At 40.0% G+C, this 22,954-nt stretch carries 17 protein-coding genes and 3 tRNA genes; 8 read left to right on the top strand and 12 right to left on the bottom strand.

Annotation, left to right across the window (positions count from 1 at the left end):
• The first annotated feature begins 85 nt into the window (after window positions 1-85).
• A complete protein-coding gene (locus tag K2X50_04645; GenBank protein ID MBX9586527.1) occupies window positions 86-865 on the top strand; it encodes an inositol monophosphatase in 780 nt (259 codons plus the stop codon).
• Between the two features lie 78 nt (window positions 866-943).
• Here the strand turns inward: K2X50_04645 and secF are convergent, their stop codons facing one another.
• The 5 genes from secF to queA all read right to left on the bottom strand — a co-directional run bounded on the left by secF (window position 944) and on the right by queA (window position 6,400).
• The gene (gene secF / locus K2X50_04640) at window positions 944-1,864 is read right to left on the bottom strand and encodes a protein translocase subunit SecF (GenBank protein ID MBX9586526.1); all 921 of its coding nucleotides are present in this window, start codon (window positions 1,862-1,864) and stop codon (window positions 944-946) included.
• Window positions 1,865-1,868: 4 nt separating this feature from the next.
• Entirely contained in the window at window positions 1,869-3,743 is a 1,875-nt protein-coding gene (secD, locus tag K2X50_04635) for a protein translocase subunit SecD (GenBank protein MBX9586525.1), read from the bottom strand.
• 16 nt (window positions 3,744-3,759) lie between these two features.
• The gene (gene yajC, locus K2X50_04630) at window positions 3,760-4,146 is read right to left on the bottom strand and encodes a preprotein translocase subunit YajC (protein MBX9586524.1); all 387 of its coding nucleotides are present in this window, start codon (window positions 4,144-4,146) and stop codon (window positions 3,760-3,762) included.
• Window positions 4,143-5,249 carry a tRNA guanosine(34) transglycosylase Tgt gene (gene tgt / locus K2X50_04625; GenBank protein ID MBX9586523.1) on the bottom strand — a complete coding sequence of 369 codons (1,107 nt, stop codon included), beginning with the start codon at window positions 5,247-5,249 and terminating at the stop codon, window positions 4,143-4,145. The genes yajC and tgt overlap by 4 nt, the downstream gene beginning before the upstream one ends.
• A 116-nt stretch (window positions 5,250-5,365) precedes the next feature.
• Window positions 5,366-6,400, bottom strand: a complete 1,035-nt coding sequence (gene queA, locus K2X50_04620; GenBank protein MBX9586522.1) for a tRNA preQ1(34) S-adenosylmethionine ribosyltransferase-isomerase QueA — start codon at window positions 6,398-6,400, stop codon at window positions 5,366-5,368.
• Between the two features lie 197 nt (window positions 6,401-6,597).
• Between queA and K2X50_04615 the strand changes: the two genes are divergently transcribed.
• Both K2X50_04615 and K2X50_04610 read left to right on the top strand, forming a co-directional pair.
• Window positions 6,598-6,685: transfer RNA gene (locus K2X50_04615), tRNA-Leu, on the top strand.
• Between the two features lie 134 nt (window positions 6,686-6,819).
• Window positions 6,820-7,914 (top strand): hypothetical protein, encoded by a 1,095-nt coding sequence (locus tag K2X50_04610; GenBank protein MBX9586521.1) that lies wholly within the window; start codon window positions 6,820-6,822, stop codon window positions 7,912-7,914.
• A 35-nt stretch (window positions 7,915-7,949) separates the two neighbouring features.
• On the opposite strand, the gene K2X50_04605 is transcribed toward K2X50_04610, so the two are convergent.
• Both K2X50_04605 and K2X50_04600 read right to left on the bottom strand, forming a co-directional pair.
• Window positions 7,950-9,302 (bottom strand): hypothetical protein, encoded by a 1,353-nt coding sequence (locus K2X50_04605; protein MBX9586520.1) that lies wholly within the window; start codon window positions 9,300-9,302, stop codon window positions 7,950-7,952.
• A 250-nt stretch (window positions 9,303-9,552) separates the two neighbouring features.
• Window positions 9,553-10,899, bottom strand: coding sequence for an SPOR domain-containing protein (locus K2X50_04600; protein ID MBX9586519.1), 1,347 nt, complete (start codon window positions 10,897-10,899; stop codon window positions 9,553-9,555).
• Between the two features lie 387 nt (window positions 10,900-11,286).
• Between K2X50_04600 and K2X50_04595 the strand changes: the two genes are divergently transcribed.
• Window positions 11,287-13,470 carry a hypothetical protein gene (locus K2X50_04595; protein MBX9586518.1) on the top strand — a complete coding sequence of 728 codons (2,184 nt, stop codon included), beginning with the start codon at window positions 11,287-11,289 and terminating at the stop codon, window positions 13,468-13,470.
• A 69-nt stretch (window positions 13,471-13,539) separates the two neighbouring features.
• Here the strand turns inward: K2X50_04595 and K2X50_04590 are convergent, their stop codons facing one another.
• The 3 genes from K2X50_04590 to rseP all read right to left on the bottom strand — a co-directional run bounded on the left by K2X50_04590 (window position 13,540) and on the right by rseP (window position 16,661).
• Complete coding sequence (locus K2X50_04590; GenBank protein ID MBX9586517.1) at window positions 13,540-14,841, bottom strand: MFS transporter; 1,302 nt, start codon at window positions 14,839-14,841, stop codon at window positions 13,540-13,542.
• Between the two features lie 91 nt (window positions 14,842-14,932).
• Window positions 14,933-15,094 (bottom strand): hypothetical protein, encoded by a 162-nt coding sequence (locus K2X50_04585; protein MBX9586516.1) that lies wholly within the window; start codon window positions 15,092-15,094, stop codon window positions 14,933-14,935.
• 202 nt (window positions 15,095-15,296) lie between these two features.
• Entirely contained in the window at window positions 15,297-16,661 is a 1,365-nt protein-coding gene (rseP, locus tag K2X50_04580; protein MBX9586515.1) for an RIP metalloprotease RseP, read from the bottom strand.
• Window positions 16,662-16,874: 213 nt separating this feature from the next.
• Between rseP and gltX the strand changes: the two genes are divergently transcribed.
• On the top strand, window positions 16,875-18,278 hold the full coding sequence (gltX, locus tag K2X50_04575; GenBank protein MBX9586514.1) for a glutamate--tRNA ligase: 1,404 nt from the start codon (window positions 16,875-16,877) through the stop codon (window positions 18,276-18,278).
• A 238-nt stretch (window positions 18,279-18,516) separates the two neighbouring features.
• Complete coding sequence (locus K2X50_04570; GenBank protein MBX9586513.1) at window positions 18,517-19,869, top strand: hypothetical protein; 1,353 nt, start codon at window positions 18,517-18,519, stop codon at window positions 19,867-19,869.
• Window positions 19,870-20,049: 180 nt separating this feature from the next.
• On the opposite strand, the gene K2X50_04565 is transcribed toward K2X50_04570, so the two are convergent.
• Complete coding sequence (locus K2X50_04565; protein ID MBX9586512.1) at window positions 20,050-20,301, bottom strand: hypothetical protein; 252 nt, start codon at window positions 20,299-20,301, stop codon at window positions 20,050-20,052.
• A 146-nt stretch (window positions 20,302-20,447) separates the two neighbouring features.
• Here K2X50_04565 and K2X50_04560 point away from each other — a divergent pair.
• Both K2X50_04560 and K2X50_04555 read left to right on the top strand, forming a co-directional pair.
• Window positions 20,448-20,523: transfer RNA gene (locus K2X50_04560), tRNA-Ala, on the top strand.
• Between the two features lie 138 nt (window positions 20,524-20,661).
• Window positions 20,662-20,737: transfer RNA gene (locus K2X50_04555), tRNA-Glu, on the top strand.
• Here K2X50_04555 and relA read toward each other — a convergent pair.
• The gene (gene relA / locus K2X50_04550; protein ID MBX9586511.1) at window positions 20,738-22,954 is read right to left on the bottom strand and encodes a GTP diphosphokinase; all 2,217 of its coding nucleotides are present in this window, start codon (window positions 22,952-22,954) and stop codon (window positions 20,738-20,740) included.

Here is a 22,954-nt window from a genome sequence, read left to right as displayed (position 1 = left end):
GAGATGCTGAGAGATGCTAGCCATTTGACCCCAACCCATTTAAAATGTATTCTAGATTGTTATTTCCACGAAGAGACGTTCATCAATGCATCCAATTATCAATATCGCAGAAAATGCAGCTCGTAGTGCAGGCAGTATTATTCTTAAAGCATCCGAGCGAATGGATAAAGTAAAAGTCATTGAAAAAGGTGTTCAGGATTTTACGACGGACATTGATCAGCTAGTCGAACAAACCATCATACAAATTATCCACACAGCTTATCCAAATCACAAAATATTAGCCGAGGAAAGCGGTGAATCATCTCAAACTAATGATGAATCAGTGTGGATTATAGATCCAATCGATGGAACGACCAATTTTATTCACGGCGTCCCCCATTATGCTGTTTCCATCGCTTATCAATACCGTGGAAAAATAGAGCATGGCGTTATTTATGACCCGATAAGAGGCGAACTTTTTTCTGCAAGCCGTGGACGCGGTGCAAAACTAAATAATACACGTCTACGAGTGAGCAAATGCGAACGTTTAGAGAATGCTCTTATTGGCACTGGATTTCCTGTCAAATTTGCCGATCTACAAGCACCCTACTTAAATCTCTTTGATAAAATATTTCTCAAAACAGCTACTATTCGTCGCGCAGGTTCCGCTGCACTTGATCTCGCATACGTTGCTGCAGGAAGATTCGATGGCTTTTTTGAAATGAAATTGAGCCCATGGGATTTTGCTGCAGGAATTTTATTGATCAAAGAATCGGGTGGATTAGTAGGTGATTTTGAAGGCTCAGAAAATTATTTCTCTTCGGGAAATATTATCGCTGGAAATCCCAAAATGTTTAAAGCTTTGCTTCAGCAAATTAATAGCTAACTAATGGTTTCCAGCTGAGACAAATCATTTGCACAAGGTGTTTGAAGATTTTCCAAAATCACTAACCGGGAGATGCTGTCAAGGACGGTCGCCTAATTCATCCGTTCTTTCGGGTGGCATTAAATGTTTGCGCTCAAGACCCAAAGCGACAGCCAAAGATCCGGCAACATAAATAGATGAATAGGTACCGATAATAACCCCGACAATCAAAGCAGCTGAAAAACCACGCAGTACTTCTCCTCCGAAAAAGAATAGCACTGTAACAACCATTAATGTGAGCCCGGAGGTCATGATCGTTCTCGACAAAGTTTGATTGATTGATCGATTAATAATTTCTAACACCGTTCCCTTTCGCATCAATCGAAAATTTTCTCGCACTCGATCGTACACGACGATGGTATCGTTGATAGAGTACCCAATAATAGTCAATACTGCGGCAAGTGTGATCAGATTAAATTCAAGACCTGTTAATGCAAACACGCCTAACGTAACTATAGGATCGTGAATAAGTGCGACAATCGCACTAAAACCGAAACGTAACTCAAATCGTAGTGCTACATATACCAAGGTTCCTAACAATGACACGATAATGGCTAAAATTCCGTTCGTTACCAAAGTTTTTCCCACTTGCGGTCCGATGTATTCCACTTGAGCTACATTACCTCCTACAAGTGCTGTTTGTATTTTAGATTGCAATTGTTTTTGATCTAGGTTTTTTTGTTCACCCAATCGAATTAAAAGTTCATGAGAAGAACCATAAGGTTGTACTGTTGCTTCGGGAAATCCTGCGTTTGTTAACTCCTCACGAATTTTACCAATGTCAACTGCTTGAGGATATGATACTTCGATTTGAGTACCCCCAGTAAAATCTAATCCTAAGTTTAGCCCTTTTACTCCAAGTATCAGGAAGGATAGTACACAGATTACAACCGAAAAAATGGCCGCTTTCCTTCGCTGCCCCATAAAATCGATTTTAGTATTGGTTTTAAAAAATTCCATGTCTCTATCCTTTTGCAACAATAACACGACCAATGGACAAGTTTTTCACTTGTCGACGACCGTAAATTACATTAACGAGAGAACGTGTATACATCACTGCAGTAAGCATTGAGGTGAATAAACCAATCGTGACAGTAACAGCAAATCCCTTCACCATACCACTACCTAAGGCAAAGAGTACTATCATCACAATTAATGTTGTTACATTTGAATCTATAATAGTCGCTAACGCTCTTTCATAACCCGCTTTAATACTGGCTTGAGGACTCATTCCATTGCGTAAGTCTTCTCGAATACGTTCGTTAATCAATACATTGGCATCAACTGCCATAGCGATAGTAAGAACGATACCCGCAATACCAGGTAACGTCAGAGTGGCCCCTAACAATGATAAAATGGCTAATATGAAAATCACGTTGAGCAATAGCGCAATATCAGCAAATACACCAAATAAACGGTAGTACATCATCATAAAGAAAAATACAACAATGATACCTATTAATATTGATCTCACACCTTTTTCAATATTCGCTTTACCTAAACTAGGACCTACAATTCGCTCTTGTATAAATTCTATTGGGGCTGTAAATGCGCCTGACCGTAGAAGTAATGCTAAATTCTGTGCGTATTGAGCGCTGGATAAATTAGTGATTTCAAAATTATTACCTAATGCCGATTGAATTGTTGCAACACTAATCACTTTTTCAATAGGTTTTCTTACTGTTACTAATTTACCATCAACTAATTTTTTTTCTGTTTTCGTTTCTACGTAAATCACAGCCATTGCCTTACCAATACTTTCCGCTGTTGTTCTGTGAAAAATACTTTCACCGCCACCGCCTAAACGTACATTGACAGTAGGATGTCCATTTTCACCTAAAGCAGATGTTGCATACGTAATTGAACTACCTTGCAAAATTACTTCGTTTTTCAGTAAAACAGGTCGTCCATCATAATCATATAATCGTGTTCCTAGTGGCACTACACCTGCTTGAGCACTCGCAATATCATGCTCATCATCAACCATCTGAAATCGCAAACTAGCCGTTTTTCCGATAATTTCTTTTGCTCGTGTGGTATCTTGTACACCGGGCAAATCAACAGAGACTTTATTTAATCCTTGTTGTTGAACGACGGCTTCACTGACACCCAACTCATTAATTCGATTTAATAGAATTGTCATCGTTTGTTCAACAGCATAATCACGTAATTTATTTTGAGCCACTTCATTCATTTTGGCATTTATTTTAAACACGCCATTATTGTCATCCATGGTAACAACATAATCTTGCAGGTGTGTGGGTAAATACGAGTAGGCTTTTTTTAAGGTGTCTTGATCACGAAATTCAATTTGAATGCCATTTTGCGCATCTCGTTTGATCGCGCTATACCGAATATTCTCACGTCGTAAATCATTACTAATTGTATGAATTTCTCCATTCTCTCGTGCTTTAGTACTTTCATCAACATCAACTGCCAGTAAGAAATGCACACCACCTCTTAAATCTAGTCCCAGTTTTAAAGGGCTAGCTCCAATAGCTTGCAGCCATTTAGGCGTTCGTGGTGCTAAATTAGGTGCAACAATATAATCTTCGCCCAAATCTGCTTTAATAAAATCACTGGCTTTCAACTGAGAATCCGTGTCAGGAAATCGTGCCAATATTTGTCCATCGACATCTTGAACTGATAAATAACGGATATTTTGTTGAGCAATTACATTACGAACTTTTTCTACAATTTCTTTTCCAATGGGTTTACTTTCGCCCAATGAAACTTGAACTGCATAATCTTCACCGTATAAATTGGGAAGTGAGTAAATTGCGCCAATAACGAGGCCAACCACTAACAATAAATTTTTCCACCATGGATAGTGATTCATAATTTCCTTACCTAAATTAAATGAGTGATTTCATTGTGCCTTTGGGAAGCACTTTTGCAATAGCACCTCTTTGCAGAGTGATTTCAACATCGTCGTCCAATGCAATGCGAATAAAATCATCTGACATTTTGACGATTCGACCCACCATACCACCTACAGAGATAATTTCATCACCAGGACTGAGTGATTCCATTAATTTACGATGATCTGATTGCTTTTTTTGTTGTGGTCTAAAAATCATAAAATAGAAGAGTAACAAAATACCAATCAGCATAGGAGCCATGCTCATAATGCTCTCTTGAGCAGAAGGGGCTGCAGAAGATCCAGCAGCCGCTGCTGCTAATACATCTGATGCACCTACTAAACCCACAAAACCCAAAATAACTTTAGTGATTAATTTCATGCTAACTCCTCGTCAAACGGTTCAGATCCCGCAAGGGAAAACTCGGATAATGTACCTTGTTCTATGGCGAGACGCAAATCTGCCATTAATCGCTGGTAATAGCGTAAATTATGGATGGTATTTAACATTGAACTTAAAATTTCCTTGCAACGATCTAAATGATGCAAATAGGACCGTGTGAAATTCTGGCACGTGTAACAATCACATTGATCATCAAGCGGTCGCATATCGGTTCGATATTGGCTATTACGAATTCGTACTATTCCTCCTGAAACAAATAAATGCCCATTGCGCGCATTTCGAGTGGGCATTACACAATCAAACATATCAACGCCACGTTTCACGCCTTCTACTAAATCAGAAGGAGTTCCTACTCCCATCAGGTATCGCGGATGCGTCTCAGGCATTTCAGGAACAATATGTTCTAAAACAGACATCATTTCATGCTTAGGCTCACCGACAGAAAGACCGCCGATAGCATACCCATCAAAGCCAATCTTGAGTAATTCTTGTACTGATTGACTTCGCAAATCGTTGAATACCCCGCCCTGAACTATACCGAATAATGCTGATGGATTATCAGCGTGCGCCTCTTTGCTGCGTTTTGCCCAACGCATGGACAATGCCATAGACTCTTCTGCTTGCTGCCTAGTCGCTGGATAAGGGGTGCATTCATCAAAGGCCATCACGATGTCGGACCCCAAAGCTCGCTGCATCTGCATTGAAATTTCGGGTGTTAAATAAACAGGCGAGCCATCGATAGGTGATTGAAATTTTACCCCGTCTTCGGTGAGTTTTCGCATCTTACCTAAACTGAAAACTTGAAAACCACCAGAATCTGTCAGGATAGGTCCAGACCATTGCATAAAGCCGTGAAGCCCTCCATGCTCTCTAAGAATATCGGGGCCTGGTCTTAGCATTAAGTGGAAAGTATTCCCCAAAAGAATTTGCGCGCCAGTCTCTTTGACATCCACTGGAGTCATGGCTTTCACAGAGCCATACGTTCCAACAGGCATAAAAGCCGGGGTCTCAACAACGCCGCGATCAAATTCCAATCGACCTCGACGGGCCTTACCTTCTGTCGTCTGCACAGTAAATTTCATTCAAATATTCTCCTATAATGGGTTCATGCCATTTCAAATTGGTAATATAAATATCAATATAAACAGATAATTACAATCGATCATTGAAGCAAAATGAGATCTTTGTGACCTGAATACTATAGATCACAATTCCCAATCAACATGGCATCCCCGTAACTAAAAAATCGATATTGATGTTGAACAGCGTATCTGTAAGCGTTCATCACATTCTCAAAACCCGCGAAAGCGCTTACTAGCATTAATAAGGAAGATTGCGGAAGGTGAAAATTCGTAATCATCGCATCCACAACGCGAAAGTTAAATCCTGGCGTGATAAAAATATCAGTTTCTCCATGATAAGGCTGAATATCTGATCGCTGCGCTGCTGCCGATTCCAAGGCACGCACAGTAGTCGTTCCAACCGCAATCACTTTATTGCCTCGACTCTTAGTCTCTCGAATCTGCTGACATAACGCAGCACTGACTTCAATTCTCTCAGCATGAAGTTTACCATCGGCAATTTGCTCTGCACGCAACGGGGCAAAGGTCCCCGCCCCAACATGTAAAGTCAAATAGCCTGAATGAATACCTTTTTCTGCTATTGCAGCCAATAACTCCTCATCAAAATGCAAACCCGCCGTTGGAGCTGCCACTGCACCTGGATATTCAGCAAATACCGTTTGATAACGTTCTTTATCACTCGCTTCGGCTTCTCGATCTAAATAGGGCGGCAGTGGAATTTCCCCCACTTCCTCAAGCCACTGAAAAATGTCTAGCGCCGAATCCATTTGCAACTCAAACAAGGCTTCATGGCGAGATAAAACTTTTGCACGTTGATCACCACTCAACAGTAATTCCGAACCCACCTGCGGAGATTTACTGGCTCTTAGATGAGTTAGCAATCGATTGTCGGGTAAAATTCGCTCGATCAGCAACTCAATTTTACCGCCCGTGCATTTTTGCCCATAAACTCGCGCTGGAATCACTTTGGTGTTATTGAACACCAATAAATCTCCAGGCGCAAAGAAGCCGATAATATCTTTAAAATGATAATCACTGAGCGATCCATTGACTGGATTCAAATGTAATAAACGACTCGCGCTGCGTTTGTCTAAAGGATAACGAGCAATTAATTCACGAGGAAGTTCATAATCAAAATCAGAAACGCGCATAAAATACCCAATTCTTAAATGGTGCATGGTTACAAAAGAATGGTAAGGGGTCAAGGGGAAATCGGAAGGGGTCAAGTCTTGAATTATGAATTTAGGCAGGATAGGACTTGCCTATCCTGCCTAAATTCATAATTCAAGACTTGACCCCTTCCCAAGCTAGACTATAAAGCCATTAACTTGTTATACTCGTCTTGAGTGCCGAGATGGCGGAATTGGTAGACGCGCCAGACTCAAAATTTGGTGGGGTAACCCCCCGTGTGGGTTCGAGTCCCACCCTCGGCACCAAAAACCATGATCAATTTATTGTTATTTTATTATAATTTCCTTGCGATAGTTATCTAATACGCCCCAATATCAATTGACTTCCGCCGTAAAATATGTTATCAAGCTACATCATCCATACAATTTAGGGGCTTATCATGGCACAATTGAAAGTGATTCATAATTCTGGTGAGCAAACTCTTGATAAACTCAAAAAAGCACCATCATTGCCCGCAGCGGTTCAAGCAAATCACTCTCCCATCAAATTGAAGTATGCCATTGCCCCTTGCAATTTCTTTTCAGACCCCACCTCTGTCAGGCAAGTAGTTGTTCCTCAAAAACCTGATTTTGATCTCTTGCAGTTTGATAACGTTTTTTTTAATCAGCTTCGTGATGGCAATTTGATCTGCAGTTACCCCGACGGAACAATTGCATTACTTAACAACAATCTTCCAGCAAAACCAGTTAAATACCTTCCCCTATTACCCCAGAATAAAACTCGTTCAATTTATGAATTAACAGACGGTCTTGTTCTAATTTGTTTAGAAAATGACGGTGATGAAAGTTATCTCGTTAATTTAACTGATGGAATCGCAACTAAACTGGATTTACCTCCAGTCAGAGTTTGCTCCGTCCTTGCCAACAATACTCGCACTGTATTTTTAGGCTTAAAAGATGGGCGCTTAATCGCTTGGAATTTACAAGAAAATAAATCTACAAATGCTTGGCAATTTACTGCATCAGAAAATTTTGACTTTCAACAACCCCATTCAATTCCAGAGATAACGCCTTTATCGACTCTCAATAAAGTTTATGACAATGGGTTACGAATACTGGGTATTGCAGAAAATGAAGATAGTAAATTATTAATCGTGTTTAATGTTAATAATGGTTATCTTACTTGCTTATTTGATCAGACCACTTCGACTCTTGAACATGTCCAATTTACTCATTACTTTAATTACGATAAAATTGGCGAAAAAGTTTCACGGGCTTCATTTTCTCAAGCTGGAAATTTCAGCTTGGTCTTCAGTAATGGCACTTCTTTACGTATACTCAAAGATGAGCAAAAAACAAGGCATGTTGAAAAAAATAAAGATCTGAACACTTTTTCAACTTTTGCTTTCACCAATGGTAGCTTAGCATTTGCAGGGTTTAAAGAAAAAGAAGAACCTCAACATCTTGAAGACGACAATAGTGATGAAGCTCCTCAAGTTGATTGCATTCTTGAGATTCAATCTTTTGGAATTTAATCACAACTTATTATTTCAATCACATTAAATCCTAATTATTTTCTTCCCATCGTAACGACAGATTCATGGTGTGTTGACTTCGAACCTTGTTCTTGTGTTTTAACTTGATCTTTTTCTTTCATTCTAGCTTGAACCCACCCAACATTAGGGCCTTTTGGAGAACCTTGTTCTGGTTGTTGAGGTTGTGCTTCCACATTTGTTTTCTGTTGACCTCTAGGACTACTTTTTTCCGGACTTTTTTCCGCAACAGCAGACTGTATTACTTCAGAACCTTGCTGTGCTTGTTTGTAATCTAAGACAGCGCTTCTGAGTTCTTTCTCAAGACCTTTATAGCCATCAATGACTTTCTCGAGCTTTCTCTTAAAAATTTCCGGCATTTCTTCAAATGCAGCAAGCTGTTGGTTCATATGTTCCAATACCGCTTCAGTTTTTACGATATTAATCTTATCTTCACCAGCCAATGCAAATTTATAAAACTGATCAACATATTGCCTAAGTTCGATTACCATTTTACTTAGATGACCAACTGAATCTTCTCTTCGTCTGACAGCATCTTTATCCATAGCAGGCGTTTGGGAGTATTTAAATTCAGTATCTGAATAAGCTTGTACATCTGGTTTTTTTGCTGCTAACAGCGCTGAATCACGAGATTCTTTGATGCTTGCTCGTACCGTATTCCAACTTTGTGCACGCTTCTTTTCGGGAGTAAGTAATAAGTTTTTAGATAGGCCTTGCACTATATCACGAGCAGCAACATATTTTGATGCTCGTAAACTGTTAATGATATCATTATCATCATCATGTTGATTTTTGTCTGCTTTACTTTGCAAATTACCTTTTACAGCTTTGATCAGCGCATTAGATTGTTTTGTGTCCTCTGGAGCCAATTTAAGCGGAGTATTAGTTTCTTTGGATGCCTGTACAGCTTCGCCACATTCTAGAATTATCAATGCCAAAATACCCTCCATGCTCTCTGGTAAAAACTTTTCATTATTCATTCTAGCACGAGTAAAGTCTCCATCAGCTTGTGCATATTTTCTATCAAAATTGGCACGCTGATCATTCTCCGCTTGTGTAAACTCAGGTACTATTTCGCCTTTTTCCTTCTTTTCTTTTCTACTATTATCTTCTTGATCGCGCTTAATTTTATCTGGTGTTAATAGTTGAAGTTCACTTTTGGCTCGTAAATGTTCTTCAGCAGAGATTTTGAGTGCTGCTTTAGGTTCTTCTTCATTCATAAATTTATTATAGCGTGTAATATATTTTTCAAATGCGTTTTTAGCTAAAGACGAAATTAATTCCGGCGTAGCGCCTGTCGCCGATTGAATAGCCAATATTTCTCGTTGTTGTTGTATTTCATTACTACCTGATTTCTCTTTAACTTTCATACACCCCTCTTCATAATCTACTCATCTATAATTATAGCTTACTACCCCGCTTTTTGCCGGGCTCCACCATGCCGTAAAGTGGGGTTATGGGGTCACTTTATTAGAAGCATAATAGTCTTTAGATTTAGGGCGCAGGAGGCTTAGTAAGGCATTTCAACTGTAGAACTTGGCATGAAAATTCTTGCTGTTTTAAACTAGAAAACACCAGCCCAGAGTACTCTGGGCTGAGTGTATACTGAGAACTTATAGACTAGCTGTGTTCAGACGCTTGCTCAGAAGAGGCAGTCGCAGTCTTGATACTCGCTTTCACGCTGACATAAGGCTTAACCCATGGTTTAAGCTGTTGAAGCTTGGCTGGAAGGTGCGCAATCGCTGCATTTGCCGCTGCTTGAGAAGGATAAGAACCGTAGATTAACACGTAGTAGTCCTTGCCTTTCAGCGTCGTATGATACACCTTCGCCTTTTGCTGAATCTGGCTGTTCGCAACCACCTTCTGAATTGCGGCTTTAGAACCAGAGCCCATCAACTGTACGGTATAGTGGTCCGCTGGTGCAGAAAGGATGCTTCGTTCATCGCTAGAGAGCTTAGCATTGCCTTTCGCACTCGCAATTCCCTGCTTACCATTGACACGCCCAACCTGTCCCTTGGCTTGTTTATTGCCTTTCAACACTGCATTTTGGCCAGGGTGAACGATAGCATCATCATCTGAATCAGCCGTAGCTTCATCGGCATCATCTGAAGCACTAGCTACCTGACCTTTAGAGGCTTGCTTAGACTGGGCACCAGCTTGAGCCGCTTGTTTGCCTTTTAATGCCTGGCCTTGGCCTTGGTCATTGGCTTCATCCGCTTGGCCTAGCTCATCCGTAGCCTCGGTGCTTTCAAGCTCAGTACGAGCAGCTGTTTTAGCACCAGCATGCTTTTTACTGGTGAGCTGCTTGTTGCGGTCTTTTTTGTGCAATGCTGCTTGTGTGTGTTTCTTACGCAATTCGGCCACTTTGTGAGCTTTTTGGTGCTTTTCCGAGGCCGCAGTTTGCTGCCCTGCCCCTTTGCCCTTTTTCAATTGAGCTGGAGCATTGTTAACTTGCTGAGATGGTTTTGCGTTAGCATTAACAGACTCAGATTGGGCTTGAACAGCCTGGTTCTCATTATTAAGCACACGTGGACGGAACTGCTCAGGCTCTGCAGATGCCTGAGGACGTCTGACCTCCTGCCATCGATTTTGGTCAGCACCATTACGCAGGGGGACGGTACGAGCTGAATCACTCAGAGAATTATCTGTACTCGCATATTGAGATTGAGTACCCATAGCCTTCAAGGCTCGGATTGCCTGCTGATGGTTCTGAGCCGCTGCTTTGGCAATCCAAAAGCGAGCTTGTTTACCATTACGGGTCACATTTTGACCATAATAATACATATACCCTAGGGCATATTGCGCATCAGCATCCCCATCCTGAGCTGCCTCACGCACCTGTTCGTACGTTAAGCCATAGTTTTTAGCGGCAAAATCGTGTCCGCCATGATGTGAGCCATCACGATGAGCACACCCTGAAATCATTAATACGCCCACCAGGGCAACAACTGGATATATCAAACGCATGGTTAGATCCTTTTTGATTGAACTAGAAATTTCCTTGCAGATTCAGATAATACAAAATTTTAAGCCAAGAGCATAGGGGTTTAATCTTAAATTCTGTAATTTAGATTTTGATATCGCCACTCCATTAGCCTGGACATCATGCCCATGCTATTAACAGATACTACCTTTGACCCTCATTGCTTTTATCGATAACATGTAGAAATATAGCTTTGGTTAATATTTTCTTAATAAACTATTGTTGGATCAATTTTTCTTATCAAAACACTTCTGATTCCAGCAATTAAATTAGCAACTTGGCCAATTAAATTCGCGATTAATATTTTAAAATTCGGCACCGAAGATCTTCCTCTTACGCTGGAAGGTGTATTTGAAGATTTAACGAAATATATGTATGAATCATTTTCTTCCATATGGAACGCAAAACAATGGCCCTTTGACTCACGACATCCAGCAGTTTTCGGTACCCTAAAATTGATTAAGCTTGCATTTTTTGGAAGCTTATTCATCGCCTCCTATTTATCAAGTTGGGCATTTAGTATCGTGCATAAATTTGGTATGGCGCTGACTTCTCCCGATAAATCTCGCCGTTATTGGTTTAGAGAAGGTTTAATTCTTTCACAAACTACATTTCTTGGGTACACACCAGGTTCAAGCTACATCCTTCCTTATCTATTCTCACTTTTCAGTATAGCATTCAGCACATTAGCCTGGGCAGTGACTTTTCCTCTGGCAGTCAGTGCTGTCACAACTTTCTTCCCCGCTGTAATTCCTTTCGTGAATTCATTAGCGAATTTACCCTTTATTGCTTCAACAGTAACCATGATCAGCACAAAACTCATAACACTCAGCTCAACAGTTACCAGTATTTTTTCACCGGCTATTGCTGTAATAAGCGCTATCGCAGCCACTGTTGGCGTTCATATAACAGCAACTTCATTCGCAGTAGGATCTATTCTAGGTGCAATTGCTGCATTTTCATCAATCGTACTCACCTATATTGCCGACAAAACTTCTAACAGGTGGGCAACATTTAAAGGTGCTGATACCTATGAGCTTCTGAAAGAAGATATAGAACTAGCACGTGTGAAAGCAAGAGACATAGAAGAGACTCTTGAAGAAGTAAAACAGGGTATTAATACTTTTGATAATGATTTTATTGACGTAGTTGTTAAAACAATTTTTGATCCACAGTATTCGGCGAAATTAGAAGAATGCTGCAGTCTTGCGGCAGAAGCAATTAAAACGTTTATAAAATCTAAATCAGAAGATGATGGTAATAGGTTCGCTGCTGCTATCGAACAAAAAATTTATAGCCATCGAGACAAACCTGAATTTAAAAAGAATCTCAAAATCTTTGAAATACAATTAAAAAATGTATTTAATACATATCTAGAAAAAGAAAACGCTAATTCAAATTGGAAAGATATTATATATGGTGGATCAACCTCAAAGGCGTTAAGTGCTCACGCAACAGAATTACAAGTGAATTTTAATAGTGAAACCCCAATCGACAAGAGCAGTAGACAGAAAGAGTCTAGTATTAATGGCGGTGACTTTACTGATCCAGACTCTAATATTGTAGCAGCAACCACGGGCACAACTTTTTTCACAAACTCACTACAAGTATTGGCTCGCAGTGAAAAATCTGCATTAGATTCAAACCTAAGCGTGACACATGTCATGGACTCTTGCTTAGTTGCTCACAGATCTTATCAGTATAATGCAACTCGTAAAATTAATTTGGCAATGGCCGATGGTTTAGGTGGTCATACTGGAGATAAAGCTAAAGATACTAGAGTTTCTCGAGCTTCGTATTTCGGATGTAAACATGCCATTCGATTGTGCTCAACGTATTATGATCCCGATGCACTCAAGGCTAATTTGAAAACAATCATTCAAAATGTTGGTGCTGAGATATTGATCAAAAACAATGGTTCGCGTGAATCAACCTCATTAACTTGTGCTAATGTTTTCCCCATATCTGGTGGGTGGAGTCAACCACTGAAACAACGCGTCATTGGTGCGAATATAGGTGGTAGCATGCTCGTGGCATGGAACCCTAAAACTCAAACTATCACTACATTATTGCCTGGTCGTCAATTAGTTCAAAATGCTGCACAAGGTCCTGTATTACCTAGTAATTACACTGTCGAAACTGATCTTGATATCGTTGATGTCACACTAGACCAGGGCACTGTATTAATTCCATTTACTAAAGGAATGCTTGGATCTTTTAATACAATTACAAAGCAAGAAACAAAAAATGATAAAAATTATAATATGGTCGAGATAAATCCTGAATGGATCGTACCTATATTACGGACACTAAATCCTAATGCTTCAGCTAAAACTATTGTGAATACATTAATGCAACATGTCATGGATCAGGCTGAAAAAGATCGTAGTGCTCTCGTCCAGCAATCAGAAACTGCAAAAGCTGTACTCGCTGAATTAATGGAAACACAAAAAACCGATCGTGATGATTTAAATGTAAAAATATCAGAGCTTGAAGCGAAAACTCAAATTAATTATGGTGATGATATTACTGTAATGGCTGTTCGGCTTCAGTAATTGAACTATCAGATAAACTGAGAATTTGATGCATTCTACAATTGAATGCATCAAATCTAAATCACATCACTAGGAATTCGTTTGATAAGTATACTGAGGTTTGCAGTACGTTTCGCGAATTAAAAATTGGCCTGAAATATAACTCAAGAAAAAACACACCGGTACAACCAGAAGTGCAATAGTGTAATTCTCTACAGAATAAACCGGTACATTATTGACTATTTCTCCAGTCCAATTTAAACGTAAAAGATATCCGACCAAGGGTTGAAATAACGCCCCCCCAGCAACAACCGCCATATTATTAACACCAATTGCAGTTGCAGTCACTTCAGGTCTATTGATATCACGTACCACTGCGAAACTTAAAATCTGGCCTGCCGTTGCAACGCCAAATGCAAACAGTAATACAAACGTTAAAGCAAAAGGAATTGTAGGAACGTACAGTAATATCACCGATGCGATCACACCAACGAGCGCACAAAAATTCAATAAACTTCGACGACGCCCTAATTGATCGGAATACCAACCGATGATCGGACTGGCAATACCAAGCCCAATCCAGACCATTGCCATGGCTTCACTCGCCAACGTGTTGCTCACATTATAACGAGCCATTAAATACGGGACTCCCCACAATGACGCAAAGGCTGTGATCGGTGCCCAGCACGCGAAGGCGTAAAGGGCTAGCCACCACGTTTGAAGATTGCCTAAGACAGACTGAATACTTCGCATAATTCCATAGTCTTTTGATTTCTGACTAGAATGTTGAGTACCTTCAGGTTTGTGATGGACTATAAATAAAATGCACAGTGCCAATAATCCACCAGCAAATGCAAGCCACGTAATGGTAGGTCTCCAACCGAACTTGTTCACCGCAGACGCTAACGGCGCTTCACCACCCATGGCACCCATAGCCGCTAAAAATTGAGCGATGCCGACGAGAAAAGCGAAATATTTGAGGGGAAACCAGCGCGTAGCAACAACTAATACACCGATAAATGCAAAAGCCGACCCAAGCCCCATAAAGAAACGACCCAGGCTTGCGTACATGACGGAATCTGCCATCCCAAAAAAGGTTGCACCCGCCGCACAGACCAGTAATGAGATTGTAGTGAGCCATCGGGTACTAAAACGGTCAAACAGCAAACCAGCGGGGATTTGCATTAAGGTATAGGAGTAAAAATAAAAGCCAGAAATGATTCCCAATCCCGCTGCATCTACAGAAAGATCACGCATCAACTGAGTAGTCATTACACTAGGGGATACTTGCAGAGCCATTTCATAACATAGAAAAGCCGCTGCCAATGAATAAACGATAATTGCCCGCCATGATAATGGCACTGATTGCATCTGTTTGGGTTCAGCAGTCATCAATAATCCCCATTGGTTTATAGGGGATCGATGATCGCATAATTTCTCACCTCTCACAACTCAAGACGGGACGCCGCAGCATCTCCATCAATTAGATTTTGCGTTCGTATGAAAGAAGTGTGTGATGAGAATGGGTGTCTGGGCTAAAAGCTACTTGAAGATTATGAACAGCAGTTGTTACAGCAGAAACGCCTGAACTTAAAACAAAACCGAAAAATGCGAAAACGATTAAACTAGTAAATACTCTGCTCATAACATGATCCTCCTTGATTCGTTGAGCAAACAACATGCTTTTCACTCTGACGAGACTCCCTGTCCCTAACTAAAAGTGAACATCCGAATTTAAACTGTAGTAGAGATCTGGAAAAAAGCAAATTGCTGAGGGGGTCAGCGATGGGGCAGGTCTAAAGGGAAGGGGTCAAATTGAGGCCTGACCCCTTCCACTCCACTTCCAGTCAATTAATCAAGCGCAAAATGTCGTTATAAACTGCAGCCAACGTCAAGAGGATAAGAAGGACAAATCCTATACGCGTAGCGACAATTTCTACAGCCATCGACAAAGGTCTTCGAATGATAAATTCAATTAAGAAATATAAAAGATGCCCACCATCCAGGCCTGGTATCGGGAGCACATTGACGAACGCTAACATGACACTCATCAATGCAAGAAAATTCACAAACGCAATAAGTCCTGCTTTAAAAGCGCGATCAGCAGTACCAAAAATTGTGATAGGCCCTCCCAACGTTTTCAAAGAGAGCTCACCCATCACTAATTTTTTCATTACAACAAAATTGAAATCAAAAAAACGAACCGTTTCTTTTATCGCAGGAAATACAGCGTAAATAGGATTATATTGTTTTACAAATTTCATCGTCTCAGGATATGACGTCGGCTTCACAGTCACTCCAATTACACCGACATTTTTAAAACCACGAATCATAAATTTTTTATCGGAAGCAAATGTTAAAGCGATTGGAATACCATCACGAATTAAAATAAATTTAAATGTTTCACCGGGATGTGGTTGAATTGTCGTAACTAAATCAGCCCAGTCTTTAACGGGGCTTCCATTAATAGAAAAAAATCGATCGCCGGGTTTTACACCTGCTTTATCTGCGACACTTCCCTCTTTTACATTTTCAACCACAGCAGGTAAAGCTGGCCGATATGGTTCAAAACCTAAACTTTGTAAAGGATCTGGCGTGAGCGGATCTGTCTTCCAACGAGATACATCAATTTTATGTTCACTGACACGCCCCGTTGATGATCGAGTTTCAATCGTTAGCTCACCTTGACCCCCAATTCGACTTACGGCCGTTAGCATAATATCTGACCAATCGGTAACCGGTTTTCCATCAATTTGACTGATGATATCCCCTGACTGCATGTCTGCGTTTGCGGCGAGTGATTGCGGAGTTATCTTTCCAATGATCGGTTGCACGGTCTCCACACCGACACTAAACATTATCCAATAAATCAATACTGCAAGAATAAGATTAGTCACAGGCCCGGCTGCTACAACAGCACTTCGTACCCACAAGGGTTTTCGATTGAATGCATACGGTTTATCGTCTTCCGAAACTGGTGCATTACGCTCATCGACTAAATTGACATACCCACCGAGCGGAATCATCGCAATGACATATTCTACACCGCTTTTTTTAGAGGTACGTTTCCACAAAGCTTTACCAAAACCGATGGAATAACGCAGTACTTTAATCCCCAAGACTCTGGCAACCACCATATGCCCTGCCTCATGAATAGAAACGAGCACCAGAACCGTCACCAGAAAAGCAAAAATTTGTGTTAGTGTATCCATTATTTTTGACCCCTACAAAGAAAGAAAAGAGTTTACCACAATGATTGGCATTCAATCTATTGGTCGTCGACGATCATTTCCATAAGTGAAAACATCGTATATTCGTGCTATCGAGGAAAATCTTATATTAGTTGAATGTAATTGATTTTCCTTAGCCGGTGAATACTGCTATCCTAATACAATATCCGACATTCAAAAACACTGGAGTATATGATGACCGTTAGAACGAGATTTGCACCAAGTCCAACCGGATTTTTACACATCGGTGGGGCGCGAACTGCATTGTATTCTTGGCTCTATGCCAGACGCTACCATGGTAGCTTTATCTTACGTATTGAAGATACAGATCTAGAACGTTCTACACCAGAAGCCGTGGAAGCTATTTTAGAAGGAATGTCTTGGCTAGGAATAGACTATGACGAAGGTCCATTCTATCAAACGAAGCGTTTAGATCGATATCGAGAGATCATTGATCAATTACTTCAACAAGGCGATGCCTACCGTTGTTACTGCGCAAAAGATCGCTTAGAAAAATTACGCACTGAACAAACAGAGAAAAATATCAAACCTCGCTATGATGGACGGTGTCGCGAAGGCGGCCACCAAAAAGATGCGCAAGCACCTTTTGTAATTCGTTTTAGAAATCCACATGAAGGATTAGTTGAGTTTGATGATTTAGTTCGTGGAAAAATCAGCACTCAAAATTCTGAGCTTGATGATCTTGTCATCATGCGAAGTGATGGAATGCCAACGTATAATCTATCTGTGGTTGTTGATGATTGGGATATGCAAATTACTCACGTAATTCGCGGTGATGATCATATCAACAATACCCCACGACAAATTAATATTCTGAATGCACTGGATGCACCCATTCCTAAATATGCACACATCCCTATGATTTTAGGCGAAGATGGAAAACGGTTATCGAAACGATTAGGCGCTGCAAGCGTTTTAAATTACCGTGAAGAAGGTTACTTACCTGAAGCGCTGTTAAATTATTTTGTACGTCTTGGCTGGTCAAACGGTGATCAAGAAATCTTTTCAAATAAAGAAATGACCGATAGTTTCGACATGGCTCATGTCAGCAAATCACCTGCAGCAATTAATCCACAAAAATTGCAATGGTTAAATCAACATTATTTAAAAACTCTGAATCCTGAAAAAATTGTTGATTCACTCGCTCATCAATTTGAGCTGATTGGAATAAAAAATATTGATAAATCATTACTGGCTGAATTAATTACTGCTCAATCAGAACGCTGCAAAACATTGAAAGAAATGGCTGAAAAAAGTCGTTTTATTTTTCAAGATTTTGAAGAATACGATGCAGATGCCGCAGCAAAAAATTTCACTCCTGAATCAAAACCAATTTTAGCAGCTCTATACAACAGCTTTAGTAATTTACAAGATTGGGCTAAAGAACCACTACATCAAATTGTTCTTGACTGCGCTGAGCAGCATGATGCGAAGCTAGGAAAAGTTGCTCAACCATTGCGCGTTGCTATTAGTGGGGGAAGTATATCTCCACCCATTGATTTGACACTGCATATGTTGGGTAAAGAAAAAGTGTTGGATAGAATTCAACGCGCTATAACTTGGCTATCGCTACAATAGATTGGGTCAGATAGCCATTCAAATTTAGTCACTTCCGCTACTAAATACCCCTCCCCTTGTCTGGATAGCTATCTGACAATAATAAATATTACCTTGTTTTCCTAAAATTCCACTCCGTCATTTACGATCGCAAACGAGCATGGATATTTATGATGAAAATTCTAAGATTGCTAAACGAATATTTATATGATATTAGTTACGATTCTCTAGTTTATAGTCTGCAATAATAAGGATTGCGATGAGCGTAGAGTTGTCTGATTATTTAAAAATTGTAAACTGGTCGGATGTTAATACTGAAATTAAGCATGCGCTGCCTCATCTTCATGAGATTATCACCAAACTATCCCCCGAAAAAGAACTTAGGTTAGTACGAGCCAGATATCCGTTCGGCACCAAAATATTTCACAAAGGGACTTTATACTTACCTAACGGTTCTAATTCGAGCGTACCCTTCGAGCACCGCACTCTACCTACTGAAATTACAGAGTTACTGAATTATTCTTGCCTCCCACTTGGGATAAATATTGATAAATGTATTGAAGGATATAAAGATCTTGGCACCGCCATTCATCCCTTCGTCGTTCTTGAACCTGAATTAAGCATTGGAACGTGGGAATACCTAGCAGGACAACATATCGCTAACAAATCAGATGCCACCACCTCCAACATTTCATTGTCTGCTGGGGCAAGATCTATTTTCATGCTACCTAAGATTACTGACACCACATCTCATAAAAGATTGAAAAAATCCTTTGCCATCAAATCATACACTCCAAAATCTTACATGGACCACTCTGAAATATTCAGTGAACTTATTAATGGAACCCATTCAAAAAATAAATGGTTTTGTGATGTTATTTATTTTACACAAGATTGGTACAATCATCTTTTTAGTGATACTCGATGGTCAACATTTAATTCATATATTATTCAACGCAGTTGGATTCAATCAAAAGCGGGTCGGATCACGCCATTAATGGATAGTATTTGGTTTGAATTTTTTCAAAGCGTTATCAATTCTGGTAAAAAAATTAATATTTATCTACTTGATACTGTGCAACAAATTTTTTATATTGCCATCGGTGTACTTCCTGCAATGAAACCTAATTCTTCTGACGATCGTTTTGCACCTGTAGAAAATATTCAAAAAATTTATATCGAAGATTATAAATTAAAAAAATATTATCCTACAGTAATGACGCCAACTATATTCGACATCAAATCACAAAACCCATCTCCCGTTTATTATTCATTACAATGCCCTACCGTCATAAGTGGAGCCTTCTATAATCCATACAGTGTTATGGACGATTTGGTGGAACTGAAAGAATTAATTCGAATTTTTTGTAAAGTGTTAGAAAAAGTTGATCTCGTTATTGACGGCATTCCTGTCTCTGAGCTGTCCAAATTAATCAAAGCCGAATTTTTCCATACGGAAACCTATAGTGCACAGGGAATTCTGCCCAGCACTGCGATGGCAGAAGGTGATCCTGCGCTCATTCAATTTAATGGACAGACAATTCCTGACAGACAATTTTCAGATAAAAATCATTTTGTGAAAGGCTGCGTGAGAATCAGCTTAAACAAGTAGGCAAATAGCTACCCTTTTTCTTAACCATTCTGAAATGGCTAAAACGTTCAGATTTTGTCCAGGTTGGGTGGAAAAATTGATTTTAAAACCGGAGTTTACTCTTGATAAATGAGGATTTTAAAATCAATTTTTCCACCCAAGATGGGCTAAATATGGACGTTTACATCCTCTGGCGAATAACTACCCTTTTTCTTCATCCTGAACAAACCTATGCAGCATGCGAGGATGATAATCATAACGTCTTAAATGGTCCGGATGTAATTCATGGCTACGATAATTATAATAATTTCTTCCCCAAGCGTCTCCTCGCTCAGAATTGACGTCCACCAATCTTGCAGTCGGAGGACCGCATGGAGTCACTTCATAACTCTCACAGCAACCCACTATACTGCCCAACAGCATAAGAATTGGTAACCATCTGAATTGATACATAATACACTCCTTGTTTAATGCTAGATTCTGCATAAGGCACAGTATAGCAGAGAGATAATGATAAGAGAATCCGGCCTAGCCTCTCGTTTGGATTGACCCACACCGCTAATGCCTATTAGAATGTTCATCCGATTACTTCATAGTTCGGGGCTATAGCTCAGCTGGGAGAGCGCTTGCATGGCATGCAAGAGGTCGGCGGTTCGATCCCGCCTAGCTCCACCAATACCTCAGCATCTCCTGGTTAAGCATTTTGGTTACTCAATAACCAGTATTCACTGGCGCTTGATTCAAATTTCGTCTAATGCGAGGGATATCCTTGCTATTGATAATTTGTTTTGCTACGATTTCCAGCTCACAGACGTCCCCATCGTCTAGAGGCCTAGGACACCGCCCTTTCACGGCGATAACAGGGGTTCGAATCCCCTTGGGGACGCCATCAACGTCGACTCACTTCTAATATATTCGGTAGCTGCCCAAGTCGAGCAATAACTTTAGACAGCGTTATAGTTGAGGATAACTCAATCGTTAACTGAATTATCATTGTATGATCTTTTTTATCAATCTGACTTGTTAATGAGTGCAAAGCTATTTTTTCATTGGCTAAATACGACGAGATATTTCCCAAGACATCAGAATTATTATTTGCCAATATGCTCAGATCAATTGAATATTGAACTTCAGCAGTATCACCCCAATTCACTTCAATTAAACGATCAGGATTCAAGTCATTTTTATCACTCACATTTTGACAATCTTGTCGATGAATTGAAACACCATGACCTAGTGTGACATATCCAATAATTAAATCACCTGGAACAGGTTTACAACAGCGTGCATAATGCGTTAATAAATTACTCACACCAGAAATTTCAATTGCTGAATTCGTGAGGGCTTTCTTTATAGGCCGTTTTTTTTCTATGACAGCTGGCGCAATTGTGTGCAATTGTTCACCATGACGTTCAGCAAGAATTGCACTAATAACTGCACCGATACTTAAATCACCATGGCCCAATGCCGAAAACAAATCATCTTTATTATGAAAATTAAATTTCTCAAGAACTGTTTGAGTCAAATGTAATTTTTCTTTTCCTCGCCGGGCTTCTTTATCAAACAAATCAGCGCCCGCAACTTTATTCTTGTCATAATCTTGAATTCTAAACCAGTGATGCACTTTTGCTTTTGCTCGAGGTGTCATCAAATAACCTCGTTGCGCACTTAACCAATCACGACTCGGATGAGGCTCTTTTCCGGTTAAAACTTCAACTTTATCACCCATCTCCAGCTGATAATTTAATGACACCATCACATCGTTCACTTTAGCTCCGCGACATCGATGCCCAATATCAGTATGAATATTGTACGCAAAATCGAGCGGCGTAGAACCTCGAGGAAAATCTAACACATCGCCATTGGGAGTAAAAACATAAACTCGATCATCAAAAATATGAGAGTAGGCTTCTTTTTCCTGTTCTCCACTTCTTACAATTTCTTTTTGCCAATCAATCAAATTACGAAGCCATGCTATTTTCGCATCATAGCCTGCTTTAGAATTTTTTCCACCTTCTTTATACACCCAATGAGCCGCAACACCTAGTTCAGATTCCTCATGCATGGCATAAGTTCGAATTTGAATTTCAACATTTCGCGCGCCAGGACCTATAATTGCAGTATGAATTGATCGATATCCATTTGGTTTTGGCTTTACAATATAATCATCAAATTCTTTTTTAATATGATGCCATTTCGCATGAACAGTACTTAATATTTTATAACAATCTTCTACTGTTGGCACCAATAATCTCAGTGCTGTGACATCGTAAATTTCATCGAAAGGTACTTTTTTACGTTCCATTTTTTTTGCAATACTATAAATATGTTTAGAACGACCTGTAATTTCGTAGTGTGATATCCCCTCTGATTTTAGGGCTGTTTCTATTTCAGAGCGAACTTCCTGAACAAAATTTTCACGCTCTTCCTGCCTCATTTCTAAAGACTCAGCAATTTCTTTGTAGCGTTCTGGCTCCAAATATCGAAATGCGTAATCTTCCAATTGCCATTTGATTTGCCCCACACCTAATCGATTTGCCAATGGGGCGTAGATATCCATTGTTTCTTGTGCAACACGTTTACGTTCGCGATCACCTAATATAGCGACATGACGAAGAACAGCGAGACGTTCCACCAGTTTTATCAATACAACACGAACATCATCAACCATGGCAAGGAGCATTTTTCGTAAATTATCGATACTGCTCGTGAACAAAGCACTTTGAGTAAGACGGCCATGCGAAATATGAATCGCATCCATCTGCTCGGTACCTTTAATTAATTTGCGTATCCCAATACCAAATTGCTCTTCTACGTCATCCAAACTGACATGAGCGTAATGCACAACAGGGAATAGTAAACCTGCAATAATCGTTTCATCATCGAGTCCTAATTCTGCGAGATTTTCTGCCATGACTAATCCATGAAGAAAAGAAGACTCGCCATGAGGGGTGGCTTGGGAAATTCCAGTGACTTGAGCTAAGCTAGCTGCCTGGCGAATAGGATTGCTATCCAGTCCTTTGCGCAAAATAACGAGATGATCAAGCCAATCAGCAAGATTAATGTTGCTATATTGTTGGCTTTTAAATGAATCACGGCTTTCCAT

This window comes from Gammaproteobacteria bacterium (genome assembly GCA_019748175.1).
GTDB lineage: Bacteria > Pseudomonadota > Gammaproteobacteria > JAIEPX01 > JAIEPX01 > JAIEPX01.
This window is presented reverse-complemented; position numbering and strand designations above follow the sequence as displayed.